Origin of the sequence: Acinetobacter sp. 766875, from assembly GCF_000582055.1 — a bacterium.
GTDB classification, from domain to species: Bacteria; Pseudomonadota; Gammaproteobacteria; order Pseudomonadales; family Moraxellaceae; genus Acinetobacter; species Acinetobacter nosocomialis.
Genome location: NZ_JEXX01000008.1, coordinates 102726 through 119960, shown reverse-complemented (window position 1 = coordinate 119960; position 17235 = coordinate 102726). Strand labels below are relative to the sequence as shown.

Genomic DNA, 17235 nt, shown 5'->3' with positions numbered 1-17235 from the left:
AATTTGCTGTCTAAAACTTAAACTTATTAAAATGATGCTATCGAAAAATAATTCCGTTATCAATTATTTTGTTTTATATTGTGGTATAAAATTTTGTATTGTGAAATTTTTATCTTAAGTTGCTTTAAATGATGACAGGATTTATGCGTAAATAAGCATCTAGCTCTACTAAGGAAATGAGAAGCTAGTTATAGAACGGTGAGTGGAAAGAATATGAAGACCAAAATTACAGAACTATTTGAAATCGAGCATCCAATTATTCAAGGTGGTATGCATTATGTTGGTTTTGCAGAGCTTGCGGCTGCAGTTTCGAACGCGGGTGGGTTAGGTATTATCACTGGCCTGACTCAGCGTACACCTGAAAATCTGGCAAAAGAAATTGCACGTTGCCGAGAAATGACCGACAAGCCTTTCGGAGTAAATTTAACCTTTTTGCCTACTGTGAATACTCCTGATTATCCGGGTTTTGTAGAAGCAATTATTAAAGGTGGAGTCAAGATTGTAGAAACAGCGGGGCGTAATCCTGAACAGGTCATGCCATATTTAAAGGCTGCTGGTATTAAAGTAATTCACAAATGTACTTCGGTTCGACATAGCTTAAAAGCTCAGCAAATTGGGTGCGATGCGGTTTCTGTAGATGGTTTCGAGTGTGGTGGGCATCCGGGTGAAGATGACGTACCAAATATGATTTTATTGCCTTTAGCAGCTGATGCGTTAGACATTCCATTTGTTGCCTCAGGTGGTATGGCAGATGGACGCTCACTCGCGGCTGCTTTAGCAATGGGAGCCGATGGAATTAATATGGGCACCCGTTTTATTGCCACTCAGGAAGCTCCCGTACATGCAAATGTGAAACAAGCGATTTTGAATGCAACTGAAAGAGATACGCGTTTAATTATGCGCGCTTTGCGTAATACAGAACGTGTCATGAATAATGCTGCTGTAGAAAAAATCGTTGCAAAAGAAAAAACACTTGGCGATAACATTAAATTTGAAGATATTATTGAAGAAGTTGCGGGCGTTTATCCAAAAGTCATGATTGATGGTGATGTTAATGCAGGTGCATGGTCATGTGGGTTAGTGGCTAGCTTGATTCATGATATTCCGACATGCGATGAACTGGTTAGCCGGATTGTCAAAGAGGCAGAAGATATTATTCGTGGTCGGTTATTAGGGGTTCTATAACGAACTATTGCCTACTTTATATAAGATCAGCACAAGCTTTAATTGTGCTGATTTTTTGCATCAAGCACACAATAATAAAGACATAGCACGGCAAAAATCAAGCCTAAAATACAGACACCTGTCCATCCGAAGTGTTTCCAAGCATAACTTCCTGCCGTTGTGCCTAAAGCGCCGCCAGCAAAGTAACCTGTCATATAAATGGCATTAAACCGTGAACGTAATTCTTGATTAAGTTTAAATACAATACTTTGGTTGGTGACATGTACCGCAGAAAGAGAAGCGTAGAGAATAAGTAAGGCAATAATATAAAAAGCGAAATGGTAGGGTAAAAGTGAAAAAAGTATCCAACTTAAAATCAGCCCAATGCCGCAATAAATCGAAATTTTATGGATATAGCCTTGGTCAATAAATTTGCCTGAGAAATTGGCAACGAAAGTTCCTAACACGCCAACAAAACCGAAAAGGCCAATGGTAAAGTCACTAAAATAATAAGGTGCCGGAGCCAGAAGCAACGACATGGTGGTAAAGGTTAAACTCACACAAGCAAATGTAAAACCACCAATATAAGTTCTGGTTCTTAAACGTGGATTTTGAATAAAAATCTTTGGTAAAGAACGAATGGTTTTTACATAGTTTTCAGATTTGGTGGGTGGGAATAACCCAATATTACGATGCAAAATAATGGCAATGATGAGTAATAGAAAGCCACTAACCAGATAAATAATATTCCACGCAAAAAGTGTAGACATCAGCCCAGAAAGGGAACGGGCGAGTAAAACACCCATCATCAGCCCACTCAGTAAAAAGCCAACAACACGACCACTTTGTTGAATCGGAACCAGACTTGCAGCAAGCGGTAGCAAAAGTTGGGCTGCGCTGGAAAATAAACCGGTAATAACGGTACCAAGCAGTAAAAGATAAATATTGTGCGAAAAGCCACTAATAACTAATCCGCTTGAAGCTAGTAACATAAAGACAAATAGCAGCTTGCGCTTTTCTAATATGTCACCCAACGGCATTAAAAAGAGTAAGCCACAGGCATAGGTGATTTGGGCTAGAGTGGGCACCCATGCTGTAGTGGTTTCAGTTAAATTTAGGCTTAGACTAATTGAATGAATAAGTGGCTGACTAAAATAATTTCCACCTGTACAAATGCCTGCAGCAATCGCCATTAAAATAATGGTTGGGGTATAGAGTGCGTTTTTCATCATGCCTATTGTCATAATGAAAGAGGAACTTTAATCAACACAACCATAACTGTTTTAAGTACGATTGTTAGTGCGTTTCATTCAAAGCATCTTGAATGTTATGCACCATGTGGATTAAACGTGGTCCAATTTCACCTTCAAGTTTTTCTGGATTTAAATGAAAACTTGGCGCACCACAGTTAAAAACATAAAGACCGTGTTTAGAGCTGACCAAAGGTACAGCCACTGAGTTCACTTCTTTATGCCACTCACCTAAAGACAAACAATATCCATAATCTTGATAATCACGGAAAGCTCGTTCTAAAGAGCGTTTTATGGCTGGCCCGTTTTCTGGATTTTTTTGTTTCAATGCATCAAGTAGAAAGTTGCGCTCACGTTCAGGAGTCGCAGCCAAGCATGCTCGTCCCATAGAACTGCTATGCAGTGGTAAAGTCGAACCAATTGGACGGCGCATATTTAAGGCTGTTTCAATTTGCACAACATCGATATACACCATATTTAAGCGATCACGCGTTGCCATCGCTACGGGCGCTTGAACATACTGGCTCATCTCTTCCATATATTGATGAGCAATATTACGAATCGAGATGTTAGATAAAGCTGCATATCCTAAGGATAAGACACCAATATCTAATGTGTATTTGGTCGAGTTAGGCAATTGTTTTAAATAACCTAATGACACAAGGGTATTGGTAATACGTGCAATGGTCGGTTTAGGTAAACCTGTCATTTTTGCTAATTCTTGGTTGCCAAGAACCTGATTATTTGCAGAAAAGCATCTTAAAAGTTCTAAGCCGCGTGCTAAAGAAGCAATAAACTGCGGGTTATTTTCCCGATGTATATGCGAAATAGGATCTAAACGTATCTCATCAAAATTTATTGGTTTTTCAGTTTCCGTGTTTTGAGACATTCGATCCTCAAATATAATTAAAGCAATAGTTTTGCCATTATATTTCGCTCTGCAAAATAAATCCATTCATCACTGCGCTGTTGTGATGAATGGATATCTGGTTTAATGGTTATGAAACGTTTTCAATCACCATCGCAAGACCTTGGCCTACACCAATACATAGGCTCACCACGGCATATTTCTTCTTACGGCGAATTAACTCGCGCGCTACTGTTAACGCAAGACGAGCACCTGAAGCACCAAGTGGATGACCAACTGCAATTGCACCACCGTTCGGGTTCACACGTGGGTCATTAAAATCAACATTTAAGCCTTGTAAACAAGATAAAACCTGTGAAGCAAAGGCTTCATTAATTTCGATAATATCCATGTCATCTAAAGTAAGGCCAGCACGCGCAACAGCTTTTTTAATCGCTTCGATCGGGCCTGCACCCATAATGCGTGGCTCAATACCGGCTGCCGCAGCGGACAAGATTTTTGCCATTGGTTTTAGGCCATATTTTTGACCTGCCGCTTCTGAACCAATCAAAAGTGCTGCTGCACCATCATTAATACCTGAGGCATTACCCGCAGTAACTACGCCACCTTCAAAGAGTGGTTTTAACTTTGTAAGTGCTTCAACAGTTGAGCTTGGGCGAGGGTGTTCATCTTCAGAAACGAGCTTAGGTGGCAATTTTTTGCCTTGGAAAACCTCAATTGGCGTAATTTCATCGGCAAAGAAACCTTCTTCTTTGGCTTTTTGATATTTGGCTTGTGATTGGGCTGCAAATAAGTCAGCTTGTTCACGGCTAATACCAAACTCGGCTGCAACGTTATCGCCCGTTTCAGGCATTGAATGACCGCCGTACTGCGCAATAATTTTTTTATTTGGAAAGCGAGAGCCAATGGTGGTGTCATAAATTTTTGCATCACGGCTATAAGCACTTTCTGCTTTACCCATCACGAAGGGTGCACGTGACATACTTTCTACACCACCAGCAATATAGAGCTCGCCTTCACCACAAGTAATAGCACGTGCTGAGTCAATCACGGCACCTAAACCACTAGCACATAGGCGGTTTACCGTCTGGCCCGGTACAGTGACTGGTAAACCTGCAAGTAATAATGCATTTCGTGCCACATTACGACTATCTTCACCCGCTTGATTGGTGTCGCCTAAAATCACATCTTCAATATCCGCGCCCGGTACACCAGTTTTTTCAAGTAATTTTTGAATAACGGTTGCTGCTAAATCATCAGGGCGAATTGAGGCAAGTTCACCCGCATGACGGCCAAATGGACTACGTAAACCATCATAGATATATGCATTTAACATTGAGAAATTCCTTTTCAAGACTCGTGAGTAAAAGTAAGAGGTAAATGAAGTGCGACACGACGCTGTAACCACGGGCTAGGGCGGTAACGCGGGTCATGGCTAAGTGCTGTTATACGGTTAAGAATAAGTAAGACTTTTTCGCTACCGACTTGATCGCCCCATTCAATTGGTCCAAATGGATAGCCTAAGCCAAGACGTACTGCAGCATTAATATCATCTACTGTGGCAATATTTTGCTGGGCAATATCGCAGCCTAAATTAATGACCATGGCTAAAACACGCTGCGCAACAAAGCCAATACTTTCATTAATCATACTGACCATATTTCCATCTAAATTGAAAATAGAGTGAGCTGCTTGACGATATTCAGGTTTGGTAACAAGTGATGGCATTAAGGTGCGATGTTTTGCAATGCCATAAAGCATGTCTATCGCAACAGTATGCTTTGGATTAACTCCTAGGCGAGTAGCTGCTTGGGTTGTATCTTCACCATAACAAGCGAGTAAACATAAGCTATCTGTTTGTGGCTCAGAATTGGTGTCTAGGGCAATATTTTGCTGAGTTAAATAATCTTCGAGTTGTTTTTTATCGTCCAAGAAATCGGCAGTGATCCAAACTTTTGGATATTGCGCTAGACGCTCTACAAACTTGGCAGGTTGTTCACCTGTTTTTGAACCGGTTTCATAGTTATAAAAACCTTGATTAACCTTACGTCCAAGTTGCTTGGCATCAAGCATTTGCTTGGTCAGCGGGCTTGGTTTGTAGCGGGCTTCTTCATAGTACTGGTGATAAATCGACTCCATAACTGGATGCGAAACATCAAGGCCAGTTAAATCCATTAATTCAAATGGCCCCATTCTAAAACCAACGCCGTCACGTAAAATTCGGTCAATTTCACTAATATCACAGACATTCTCATTTAAAATTTTGAGCGCTTCAGTTCCATAAGCACGGCCCGCATGGTTAATAATAAATCCAGGGGTGTCCTTTGCCACAACAGGACGATGACCAAATGCACGAGACAGATCGTTTAAAGCATCAATAATAAGTGGGTCTGTTTTTAAACCACGAATGACTTCAACCACTTTCATGAGGGGAACTGGGTTAAAAAAGTGATAACCCACAACACGCTCAGGCTTTTTGCAGTTTGCCGCAATGGCTGTAATAGAAAGAGAAGAAGTGTTTGAGGCTAAAATAGTAGTATCCGAAACAATGTCTTCAAGCTGCTGCATCAAGCTTTGTTTAATATCGAGACGTTCAACAATTGCTTCTACAATCAGGTCACAATTTTTTAAATCTTCAATTTGATGGGCAACAATTAAATGGTTATTTGCCGCTGCTGCTTGTTCAGACGTAATCTTATTTTTGTCGACTAACTTTTGAAATGTAGCAGCTAGTTTTTCTTTGGCCTGTTCTGCGGCGCCTGCTTTGGCATCATATAAATAAGTGGTATGACCTGACTGCGCAGCAATTTGAGCAATACCACTGCCCATGACACCTACACCAATCACAGCCATGCTTTTAATATCATAAGTCATGTCGATCATCCTGATGATTAATCTATATTTGAAATTAAACGGAAAAATAAGGTTGGGTGATTTAGCTTAAGCATTGTTTATCACCATCAATAGGTAAGATTTGCCCTGAAATTGAGCGACCACTATCTGACGCTAAAAATAGGCATAAATCTGCAATATGCTTTGGATTGACAAAATATTTGAGCGACTGATTTTTCAGTGCATTTTGAGTCACTTCTTCAAGTGAGGTATGCGCTACATCGGCACGGGCTTGTAATACGCGCTGAACCCGATCACCATCGACTGCCCCCGGAAGAATAGCGTTAACTCGAATATTGTCTGCACCGAGTTCCATAGAAAGCGTTTTGGTAAAACCGATCAGTCCCCATTTTGAAGTGGAGTAGGCTAATCGGTATGGATAGCCTAAGCGGCCTGCAATAGACGACATATTAATAATCACGCCTGCCTGTGCTTGCTTTAAATAGGGAATGGCTAACTGGGTAATTAAAAAAGTGCTATTCAGGTTTAAATTAATCACCGTGTTCCAATCTTCAAAACTTAGCTCATCTGCTGCAACGGTCGGGCCTGAGATGCCTGTGTTATTGACTAAAATATCAATACCGCCAAGTTTATGAATGGCTTGACTAAACATGAGTTTAATTTGTTCATGGTCGGCTAAATCACAGGTATATATGTGTAGCTTTGGATAATCTTGTTGAAATTGTTCTAAGCTTTTAGCATTGATATCACAAACAAAAACTTCATCCTGATTGTTTAAAAATGCCTCGGCAATGCATCGTCCTATCCCTGAACCACCTGCACTAATTAATACTTTTCTGGCCATTTTCATTCCTTTGTTATTATGGTTTTAAATTATTTACCTTGATACGACGGCTTACGCTTTTCGATAAAAGCTTGAACGCCTTCATTTTTATCTTCGGTAGAAAATAACAACTGGAATGCTTTTCGTTCTAGAGTTAAGCCTGCATTTAATGGAACATCTTCGCTCATTAGTGCAACTTCTTTAATTTGTTGCAGGGCAATAGGAGGCATTTTGGCGAGGCTTTGTGCCATTTGAATCGCAGTTGGAATAGTTTGGTCATCTTCTGTGACTTGTGAAACAAGACCAATGGTATAGGCTTCTTCGGCTTTCACCATAGCACCTGTCATAATCATGCGCATGGCATGGAATTTACCCACTGCACGGAATAATCGTTGTGTACCACCAGCACCTGGCATTAGACCGACTTTAATTTCCGGCTGGCCAAAGGTTGCGCCTTTACCTGCAATAATAATGTCAGCATGCATTGCAAGTTCGCAGCCACCACCTAATGCATAACCATTTACAGCAGCAATCACGGGTTTAGGGCATTGGGCAATTGCATTCCAATAACGTTCGGTATGACGTAATAACATTTCTGTGGAAGTTGCGGTTGCCATTTCTTTTAAATCTGCACCTGCGGCAAAGACTTCTTCACCACCTGTGAGCACAACCGCATGGATTTCATCGTTAAAACTTAACTCGGTAAAAGCTTGTGCTAGTTGTTTGCGAACTTCACTGTTTAAAGCATTTTTTGCTTCTGGGCGGTTAATTTTAACAACTGCTATTTTTTGAATAGAAAAGTCGACTTCTACGAAATTATTCCCTGTTGACACACTCATTTTTGAATTCCTTGTTTCGCATATCAAAACTATATTCCTTTTATGATGCTTATTTTGGAATTTATTTCAAGTCTTATTTCTCTTAATAGCGTAGGTATCATCTTTTAAAATAGATAAGTTATTGATATTAGGTAATGGTCTAAATTTAAATTTCGTTTAACGAAATTAATTTTCAAAAAAGCTTGAAATTTGTATTTTTGTTCTCGTACTATGAAACACATCCGCAGTAAACAAGATTTAAAAGCATGGTATCCAGACCAGCTGGAAATGGCTGATGGATACGATGGAAATATATAAAAAGGGAGATCACAGATGATCCGTGATGAAGGGATGTTGGAGCAGTTACTTTCAACAATTCGAGATTTTGTAAAAAATGAATTGATCCCTCGTGAAAACGAAGTGGTAGAGAAAGACAAAATTCCAGATGACATTGTGCAGCAAATGCGTGAGCTAGGTTTGTTCGGCCTCACAATTCCCGAAGAATATGGTGGCCTAGGCATCACCATGGAAGAAGAAGTCAGAGTTGCATTTGAACTTGGACAAACTTCACCGGCTTTCCGTTCTTTAATTGGAACCAATAACGGTATTGGCTCAAGTGCAATTTTGATTGATGGTACAGAAGAGCAAAAGCAGAAATATTTACCACGTTACGCAAGTGGCGAAATTATTGGTTCATTTTGTTTAACCGAGCCTGAGTCTGGTTCTGATGCTGCCTCTTTAAAAACCAGTGCGGTAAAAGATGGTGACTTTTATGTGTTAAACGGTACCAAGCGTTTTATTACTAATGCACCCCATGCTGCAACCTTTACCGTAATGGCTCGAACGAATCCTGAAATTAAAGGGTCGGGAGGTATTTCAGCTTTTTTAGTCGAAGCGAATACACCAGGTATTACCTTGGGCAAAATTGACCAAAAAATGGGTCAAAAGGGTTCACACACCTGTGATGTAATTTTTGAAAATTGCCGTGTACCTGCTTCTGCATTGATTGGTGGCGTAGAGGGTGTTGGTTTTAAAACGGCCATGAAAGTGCTGGATAAAGGACGGTTGCACATTGGTGCCTATAGCGTGGGTGTCGCCGAACGCATGTTAAACGACGCATTGCACTATGCGATTGAGCGTAAACAGTTTGGTCAACCTATTGCGAACTTCCAGCTTATTCAAGCCATGCTTGCCGACTCAAAAGCCGAAATATATGCCGCTAAATGTATGGTCTTAGATGCAGCTCGCCGCCGTGATAATGGCGAAAACATTAGTACGGAAGCCTCTTGCGCAAAAATGTTTGCGACAGAAATGTGTGGCCGCGTTGCTGACCGCTGTGTACAGATTCATGGTGGTGCAGGCTATATCAGTGAATATGCCATTGAACGTTTTTATCGTGATGTACGTTTGTTCCGTTTATATGAAGGAACGACGCAAGTTCAACAACTTATTATTGCCAAAAACATGATTAGGGAAGCTACAGCCTAATAAAAAATCAAATGCCATGAGGCATGGGATGCCTCATGTTCCTTCTGAGGATATGGACATGACAACAAATACTGTGACAGAAAATATGAGTAGCACTGAAGCTATTCAAACACCCAAAAAGATTTGGATTACTGCATTTATATTCGCTTTTTTTACACTTTTATGTGATGGGGCAGATTTAGGTTTTTTGGCATTAAGCCTCACCAGTCTTAAAACAGAATTTCATTTAACTGGTGTGCAAGCTGGAACATTAGGAAGCCTGACTCTATTTGGCTCGGCCGTGGGCGGTCTCATTGGTGGTTGGGCATGTGACCGTTTTGGTCGGGTTCGCATTATTGTGTTCTTTATTGCTTATTCTTCAGTTCTAACCTGTGCGCTAGGCTTTACACACTCTTATATGCAATTTGCAGTTTTAAGAACTTTTGGAGCGATGGGTTTAGGTGCACTTTATATTGCCTGTAATATTTTAATGTCAGAAATGGTTCCGACCAAACATCGTTCTACCGTTTTAGCAACGCTGATGACAGGTTATACCTTAGGTTCTTTATTAGCGACCTTATTAGCTGGACACATTATTCCTGAACACGGCTGGCGTTTCCTGTATTGGATTGCAATTGCGCCTGTGGTGTTATCAATTTTGATGCACATATGTGTACCTGAACCTGAGTCATGGAAAAAAGCGCGTCAATTAAAAGCGTTAGAAATAGCTCAAAGTAGCCAACCTAAAAAACGTCAAAATCCATATCTTGAGATTTTAAGAGATAAAAAACATGGCACCATGTTTGTACTTTGGATTATTAGTACTGGTGCACTACAGTTTGGTTATTACGGCGTAAGTAACTGGTTACCGGCTTATTTAGAGTCTGATCTAGGCATCAAGTTTAAAGAAATGGCCATGTATATGGTGGGTACTTTCCTGATTATGATGTTCGCCAAAGTAATTGCAGGAATTGTTGCCGATAAATTAGGACGCCGCGCTGTATTCGCTTTTGGAACCATTGGTACAGCCTTATTTATTCCAGTCATTGTTTACTTAAATACACCAACCAACATTTTATGGATGATGCTGTTTTTCGGTTTCCTTTACGGTATTCCATATGCAATTAATGCCACCTATATGACAGAAAGCTTCCCGACTTCTATTCGAGGCTCGGCAGTGGGCGGTGCTTATAACATTGGCAAAGTACTTTCAATTTTTTCTCCATTAACAATTGGTTATCTATCGCAAAACGGTTCTATTGGCTTAGGACTTTTGGTAATGGCTGCGGCTTATTTTATCTGCGGGGTAATTCCATTGTTATTTATTAAAGACCGACTATTTAACCCGCAAAAGGCAGAGTGACAGATTTATCTGTCACCTTAAATTAAGGATGAAAAGGGACAAGTGAGATGATAAATAAAATCACCAGTGACATTGAACCGATTTTAAAAGCTATTCCTGATGGTGCAACCATCATGACAGGCGGGGTTGGTGTGACGGGGCAACCTGCTGAATTAATTGAAGCCTTAATCGATTTAGGAAAAAAAGAACTCACCATTGTAAACAATAATGCAGCTTCGGGTGACCGTGGTCTAACCAAGCTGATTATTGCCGGTTGTGTCAAAAAAATGATTAGCTCATTTCCGAAATCTGCAGGATCAACCGTTTTTCAAGACTTATATAGAGCGGGAAAAATTGAGTTAGAACTGGTACCGCAAGGTAATTTGGCATGTCGTATTCAGGCAGCGGGAGCTGGTCTCGGTGCTATTTTTACTCCGACTGGTTATGGCACTAAAATTGCCGAAGGCAAAGAAACCCGAACCATCAACGGTAAAAACTATGTGCTTGAATATCCACTTGAAGCTGATTTTGCACTGATTTATGCCGATAAAGCCGACCGCTGGGGCAATTTAACTTACCGCAAAGCGGCTCGCAATTTTGGACCAATTATGGCAAAAGCCGCCAAGACCACGATTGTTCAAGTGAATGACACCGTAGAGCTAGGAACGCTTGACCCAGAGTGCATTATTACACCGGGAATTTTTGTTCAGCACGTTGTAAAAGTAGGAGATATCTAATGTCAGTTCAAAAGCGTTCTCGTGAAGATATTGCCAAACTCATTGCCAATGACATTCCGGAAGGTTCTTATGTCAATTTAGGTATTGGCTTACCGACCAACGTTGCTAAATTCTTGCCAAAAGACAAAGAAATCTTTTTACATTCGGAAAATGGTGTTTTGGCTTTTGGACCTCCACCACAACCGGGTGAGGAAGATGAAGATCTGGTAAATGCCGGAAAAGAACTTGTCACTTTGTTAGATGGTGGATGCTTTATGCATCATGGTGACTCATTTGACATTATGCGTGGCGGTCATTTGGACATTTGCGTGATTGGTGCATTCCAAGTTGCGGTCAATGGAGACTTGGCAAACTGGCATACCGGTAAAGCAGATGATGTACCTGCAGTTGGCGGTGCTATGGATTTGGCAGTCGGTGCAAAAACGATTTATGTCTATATGGAGCATGTGACTAAAAAAGGTGAGCCCAAAATTGTAAAAGAACTGAGCTATCCAATAACGGGTGAACAATGTGTCAACCGTATTTATACCGATTTATGCATTATTGAACTCAAAGACCAAAAAGCTTACGTCAAGGAAATGGTAGACGGCTTAACTTTTGATGAATTACAGGCAGTCACTGACTGTGAACTAATCGATGCACGTGTAGCCTAAATACACACGGAAAAAACGCTTCTTTAAGGATTAAAAGATGAAAAAATTAATTTTAGCTGCAGCTTGCGCTGCGGCTTCAGGGACTATTTTTGCAAATTCTTCAGATACCACAGAACAAAGAATTAATTTGCTAGAAACCGAGCTGCAAAAATTAAAAGCAGAACTTGCTGCTCAGAAACAAACTCAAAATAATTTACAGGTCAAACAGGTTAAGATCGAAGAGAACATTGAAAAAACTAAAGCAACGGTAACAGAAAAGCCTATTGCTCCTTCATGGGTTACTTGGACGGATAACGTTAAGGTTTACGGTATTGCCCGTATTGATGCAGCGGTTGATTTTAAATCATCACCTGACTCGGGTGGTAGAACGACCAGCAGTCTGTACCGAACACCTTTTGAAAATGAAAAACGTTCGAATCATGCACGCTCTGATGCCATGATTAATGCAAGCCGACTCGGTGTTTATTTTAATAGCCCAAATAAAGCTGTGACGGGAAATATTGAAGCCGATTTCTTTGATAGCTCTAACATGGGAACGGGGGATGGTAAATTCCGTATCCGTCATGCTTTTTTCACTTATAAAGACTGGACCTTTGGTCAAACATGGTCACTCATGTCTAACATGGAAACCCGTACAGAAGCTGTTGATTACACCCAATTTGTGGGAACTTCCTATACGCGTACTCCTCAAATTCGCTATGACTGGAAAATTGATGCCAATAATGATTTAAAAGTAGCTTTGGAATATACAGGTTCGAGAGTCTCGGCATTGCCATCTTTAACGGGGCGCTATACTTTTAAACAAGGGCCTTTAACTGCTCTTGCGCAAGGTTTTATCAATGAAAAATCCGTAGATGTCGCAACTGCTACGGTGAAGAAAGTAAGCTGGGGTGCTGGAGGCGGCTTAAAATATCAACTCACGCCACAACAATCGCTACAAGCAAATTATCAATATATAGTCGGTGATCAAAAATTTATGCCGTACACCACTCAGAGTGGACTGGCAAATTCAACAAGTTTAAATGCTGCGGGAGATTTCTCCTTAAACGAAGACAAAACAGATTTGGTGATGAATAAGTTGAATAGTATCAATATTGGCTATTCATATAAATTTAATGAGCAATGGCGTGCGAACTTATCGGCTTCAATGTTTGATTATGATGATGACACGGCTTATGCCAAACTTAACCCAGATGCTAATAAACGCTTAACGGACTATGCTGCTAACGTCTTTTATTCTCCAATTGAGCAAATGGATATTGGGATGGAATATCACCAAGGCAAACGTGAAGTGTTCGATGGCCGAACCGCTGATGTGTCACGCATAAACTTTGTATCAATGTATAAATTCTAAAATAGGGCGTAATTAAAAATGGAAAAAATAGTTGAGCCCAATGCAGAAAATATACTGTCAAAAAGCTTTATTTTTATCATGGCAATGACATGTGGAATTTGTGCGGGTTCAAACTATTATAATCAGCCCTTAATCTATTCCATTGCAGAAGCATTAAAAGTCAATGCCGATCAGGTCGCTTTAACTATTGTGATTAGCCAGCTGTCATATGCAGTTGGCCTTTTTATATTAGTTCCCTTAGGCGACTTTTTTGAAAAGCGTAGTTATATTTGCCTGCTCATGTGTTGTACGGGGCTTGCACAAGTAGGGCTATCCTTAAGTCAAACCTTGCCAGCTTTATATGGCTTTACCTTTTTAGCTACATTCTTTTCGATTGCGACTCAAGTTTTAGTTCCTTTTGCCGCAGGTTTAGCCAGCCCGAAAAAAAGCCCTCAAGTTGTAGGCACCCTCATGAGTGGTTTGTTCTTGGGAATATTATTGGCACGTTCTATTGCAGGCTTACTTTCTACAGTTTGGTCTTGGCATGCGGTTTATTTAATTAGCGGAATTGTCATTTTGGTGTTTGCTTGGGTGATGTGGGTGAAATTACCAGTTGCGCGGAAATCCCATCAGCTCAATATTCTACAGATTTATGGTTCGCTATTTTCCTTAGCTGTTCATCAGCCTCATTTACTACGCCGTGGTTTGGCAGGGGGAATTGGCTTTGGTATTTTGGCTCTCATTTTTACCACTATGACTTTTATTTTGGCGAATGAGCCTTATCATTTTAACGATTTCCAGATCGGTTTATTTGGTATTGTTGGCTTGGCTGGCGTGTTTGCGACTCCATGGGCAGGCAAGAAAATTGCAGCAGGCCTTGAAAATAAAATTGCAGTAATTTGCATGGGGTTATTAATGAGTGCATGGATACCACTATTTTTTGCACAGCAGTCTCTGCTTGCCTATGCTGTTGGTGTAGTTATGGCGTATTTTGGTTTATCAGCATTTCATGTGCTCAACCAAAATCTGGTTTACCGGATTTCGGCCGAGGCACGTTCCCGTATTAATTCAATTTATATGACCTTATATTTTGGCGGAGCCGCCTTAGGTTCTTTTATTGCGGTGTATGCTTGGAAACATTGGGGATGGGAAGCATGTGCAGCCTTAGGTTTAGCGATGGCAATGCTGAGTTTCGTGATTGATCGCTTAGATTTTTATGAAATGAACAAGATAGCAAAGCAAGAAAAAGCTCCATAAATAGGAGCTTAGATATTTTATTATTTGCGAATAATCATTAAGGTTGCCGAAGCAAAAGCATACACTTTGCCGTTCTCATCTACGATTTTACCTTGGGTACTAATAATATTGCGGCCCGCATTGATCAACTCGGCCGTCGCATAGTAAGACGTATCAACCTGCATAGGGCGGATCATTTTTACATTTAAATCAATGGTTCCATAGCCAACACCATGTTCAAGTAGGGTATGGGCCGCACTGCCTGTCGCCGTATCTAAAGCTGTGGCACAAAAGCCGCCGTGTACACCGCCTTGTATATTTCTATGTTCTTTGCGAGGAGTAACTTTATAAGTTGCTTTACCTTCGGAAACTTCAACGAGTTCCATCGGTATGGTGTGAGCCATAGGTGATGGAGAAACTTCACCATTTTTTAAAGCGGTTAAAAACTCAAGACCTGTGTATTTCGGGCTTTCCATAAATCGTCCTTGCATGATTAAGCAGTCTAATCACCATACTATAAATTGATTTTTTACGGAATAAAATTTTGCAATACAAAATATAAATTTATTCTACTTAAAACGAGACTAATAACTTTTTATCTTATATTTGTATTTAAAACATATATCTATATTTTATTCCTATGGCTAAGTTACGATAATTTTACTAAATTAGTGAAAATATATTTTGCTATAAGAAATTTTTTGATATTTTGATGAGATTGAAACAATAAAAGTCCATTTTAAGGAAAAACGTTATCTGCCCATGACACAGGCAGAGAGGTGAAAGGAAAAAACTATGCCTTTATACAAAGCTCCATTACGCGATATGCAATTTGTACTGCATGAAATGCTTCAAACAGAACAGAACTATCAAGGTTTAAGCAAATATCAGGAAAGCGTAAATCGAGAATTAATTGATCAATACTTAGAGGCAGCAGCAGATTTTTGTGAAAATGAATTGGCACCGATTAACCAAAATGGCGATCAAGAAGGCTGTCATTTAAATCAAGGTGTGGTGACAACGCCGAAAGGTTTTAAAGAAGCCTACCAAAAATATGCCGAGCTTGGGTTTACTTCATTAACCGCCGATCCGGAATATGGTGGGCAAGGTTTACCGACATTGCTGCGGATTGCGATTTCTGAAATGTTATGTGGTTCCAATTGGGCTTGGGCAATGTATCCGGGGTTGTCTCATGGTGCAATGAGAACAATTGAGCACCATGGGACCGAGCAACAAAAACAGAAGTTTTTGACTAAACTCATTAGCGGTGTTTGGACCGGAACCATGTGTTTAACCGAATCACATGCAGGTTCAGACCTTGGGTTAATTAGAACAAAAGCAGAGCCAAATCAGGATGGTAGTTACTCAATTACAGGTGAAAAGATTTTTATTTCAGCAGGAGAACATGATCTTTCTGAAAATATTATTCATATTGTTTTAGCCCGTTTGCCTCAGGCACCTGCAGGGACTAAAGGTATTTCTTTATTTATTGTGCCTAAATTTAATGTGAGTAATGATGGTCTGGTGCTGGACCGTAATAAAGTCGTTTGTAGTGCGATTGAACATAAAATGGGGATTCATGGCAATGCCACCTGTGTACTGAATTTTGATGGCGCGAAAGGTTATTTAATTGGTCCTGAAAATCGTGGGCTCAATTGTATGTTTACCTTTATGAATACCGCACGTATTGGAACAGCCGTACAAGGGCTCGCTGCTTCTGAAATTTCATTTCAAGGCGCATTAAGTTATGCCAAAGAGCGTCTCGCTATGCGTTCGTTATCTGGTCCTAAATATCCTGAGAAAAATGCCGACCCAATTATCGTGCATCCCGCTGTACGTTCAATGTTAATGACACAAAAAGCTTTTTCTGAAGGTGGCCGTGTACTGGCTTACTTTCTGGCTCAGCATGTCGATATTGTCGAAAGCTCAAACGATCAGGTACAGCAAAAACACTCCGATGAATTATTGGCTTTTTTAACACCCATTGCTAAGGCCTTTTTAACAGAGTCGGGTAATGAGTCTGCAAAGCATGGTGTTCAAGTATTTGGTGGTCATGGCTTTATTGTTGAGCATGGCATGGAGCAAATTGTACGTGATGCACGTATCTCGACATTGTATGAAGGTACAACCGAGATTCAGTCTTTAGATCTGCTGGCACGTAAAGTCCTCAAGTCGGAAGGCAAACTTTTAAAAAATATGACCGATTTAATTGATCAGTTTATTAGACAGCACCAATCAAATGAAGTCTTAAAACCTTATTTAGAAAAACTAGCTGAGCTTAAGCAGCAATCGCTGTCACTGACCAAATCTATTGCAGAGAAAGCCAAGCACAACCCAGAAGAAATAGGGGCTGCTTCAGTAGATTATCTTTATTTTTCTAGTTACGTCGTGTTCGCGTATTTGTGGGCGCGAATGGCACAAGTTGCCCATGAAAAATTAGCATCGGGTACACAAGAAGAAGCTTTTTATAAAGCAAAATTAACGACTGCTAAGTTTTTCTATCAAAAGCTTTTACATCGTACACAGAGCCATGCCGCTTCTATTGAGTCTGGAGCTGATACTGTGATGGAGCTCGATCAAGATGCTTTTGCATTTTAGTGAATGGTAAGTTTTAGAATCACTGGGTAAAATTGACATGCGAAATTTTACCTAGTGATTAAATTTGTAAATTTAGACTCATCAGTTTTTGGT

15 protein-coding genes are annotated in these 17235 nt (G+C 40.3%); 8 read left to right on the top strand and 7 right to left on the bottom strand.

The genetic code is table 11. The features are described 5' to 3' along the window. The first annotated feature begins 213 nt into the window (after positions 1-213). On the top strand, positions 214-1185 hold the full coding sequence (locus J576_RS09650; RefSeq protein WP_002048387.1) for an NAD(P)H-dependent flavin oxidoreductase: 972 nt from the start codon (positions 214-216) through the stop codon (positions 1183-1185). 38 nt (positions 1186-1223) lie between these two features. Here the strand turns inward: J576_RS09650 and J576_RS09645 are convergent, their stop codons facing one another. The 6 genes from J576_RS09645 to J576_RS09620 form a co-directional block, all read right to left on the bottom strand. After that, the gene (locus J576_RS09645; RefSeq protein ID WP_002048294.1) at positions 1224-2396 is read right to left on the bottom strand and encodes an MFS transporter; all 1173 of its coding nucleotides are present in this window, start codon (positions 2394-2396) and stop codon (positions 1224-1226) included. A gap of 64 nt (positions 2397-2460) precedes the next feature. Next, a complete protein-coding gene (locus J576_RS09640; RefSeq protein WP_031953702.1) occupies positions 2461-3303 on the bottom strand; it encodes an IclR family transcriptional regulator in 843 nt (280 codons plus the stop codon). A 109-nt stretch (positions 3304-3412) separates the two neighbouring features. Beyond that, positions 3413-4618 (bottom strand): 3-oxoadipyl-CoA thiolase, encoded by a 1206-nt coding sequence (locus J576_RS09635; protein ID WP_033855567.1) that lies wholly within the window; start codon positions 4616-4618, stop codon positions 3413-3415. 14 nt (positions 4619-4632) lie between these two features. Beyond that, positions 4633-6156, bottom strand: a complete 1524-nt coding sequence (locus J576_RS09630; protein WP_002048274.1) for a 3-hydroxyacyl-CoA dehydrogenase — start codon at positions 6154-6156, stop codon at positions 4633-4635. A 61-nt stretch (positions 6157-6217) separates the two neighbouring features. Further along, positions 6218-6979, bottom strand: a complete 762-nt coding sequence (locus J576_RS09625) for an SDR family oxidoreductase (protein WP_002048283.1) — start codon at positions 6977-6979, stop codon at positions 6218-6220. A 29-nt stretch (positions 6980-7008) separates the two neighbouring features. Beyond that, entirely contained in the window at positions 7009-7797 is a 789-nt protein-coding gene (locus J576_RS09620; RefSeq protein WP_002048406.1) for an enoyl-CoA hydratase, read from the bottom strand. A 312-nt stretch (positions 7798-8109) separates the two neighbouring features. On the opposite strand from J576_RS09620, the gene J576_RS09615 reads away from it, so the two are divergent. From J576_RS09615 to J576_RS09590, 6 genes are read left to right on the top strand one after another with little or no spacing between them, the layout of a single operon-like run. After that, positions 8110-9264, top strand: coding sequence for an acyl-CoA dehydrogenase family protein (locus tag J576_RS09615; protein WP_000617392.1), 1155 nt, complete (start codon positions 8110-8112; stop codon positions 9262-9264). Positions 9265-9322: 58 nt separating this feature from the next. Next, positions 9323-10606, top strand: a complete 1284-nt coding sequence (locus J576_RS09610) for an MFS transporter (protein ID WP_002048335.1) — start codon at positions 9323-9325, stop codon at positions 10604-10606. Positions 10607-10653: 47 nt separating this feature from the next. Further along, complete coding sequence (locus J576_RS09605) at positions 10654-11322, top strand: 3-oxoacid CoA-transferase subunit A (RefSeq protein WP_031996636.1); 669 nt, start codon at positions 10654-10656, stop codon at positions 11320-11322. Continuing rightward, a complete protein-coding gene (locus tag J576_RS09600; RefSeq protein WP_000116037.1) occupies positions 11322-11975 on the top strand; it encodes a 3-oxoacid CoA-transferase subunit B in 654 nt (217 codons plus the stop codon). The genes J576_RS09605 and J576_RS09600 overlap by 1 nt, the downstream gene beginning before the upstream one ends. Positions 11976-12012: 37 nt before the next feature. Continuing rightward, complete coding sequence (gene dcaP, locus J576_RS09595) at positions 12013-13329, top strand: outer membrane trimeric porin-like protein DcaP (RefSeq protein WP_002048326.1); 1317 nt, start codon at positions 12013-12015, stop codon at positions 13327-13329. A gap of 18 nt (positions 13330-13347) precedes the next feature. After that, positions 13348-14565: an MFS transporter gene (locus J576_RS09590; RefSeq protein ID WP_002048287.1), complete on the top strand. Its 1218-nt coding sequence runs from the start codon at positions 13348-13350 to the stop codon at positions 14563-14565. A 20-nt stretch (positions 14566-14585) separates the two neighbouring features. Here the strand turns inward: J576_RS09590 and J576_RS09585 are convergent, their stop codons facing one another. Further along, the gene (locus tag J576_RS09585; RefSeq protein WP_001984007.1) at positions 14586-15035 is read right to left on the bottom strand and encodes a PaaI family thioesterase; all 450 of its coding nucleotides are present in this window, start codon (positions 15033-15035) and stop codon (positions 14586-14588) included. A 304-nt stretch (positions 15036-15339) separates the two neighbouring features. On the opposite strand from J576_RS09585, the gene J576_RS09580 reads away from it, so the two are divergent. Continuing rightward, positions 15340-17142: an acyl-CoA dehydrogenase C-terminal domain-containing protein gene (locus J576_RS09580; protein ID WP_002048332.1), complete on the top strand. Its 1803-nt coding sequence runs from the start codon at positions 15340-15342 to the stop codon at positions 17140-17142. Positions 17143-17235 lie beyond the last annotated feature (93 nt).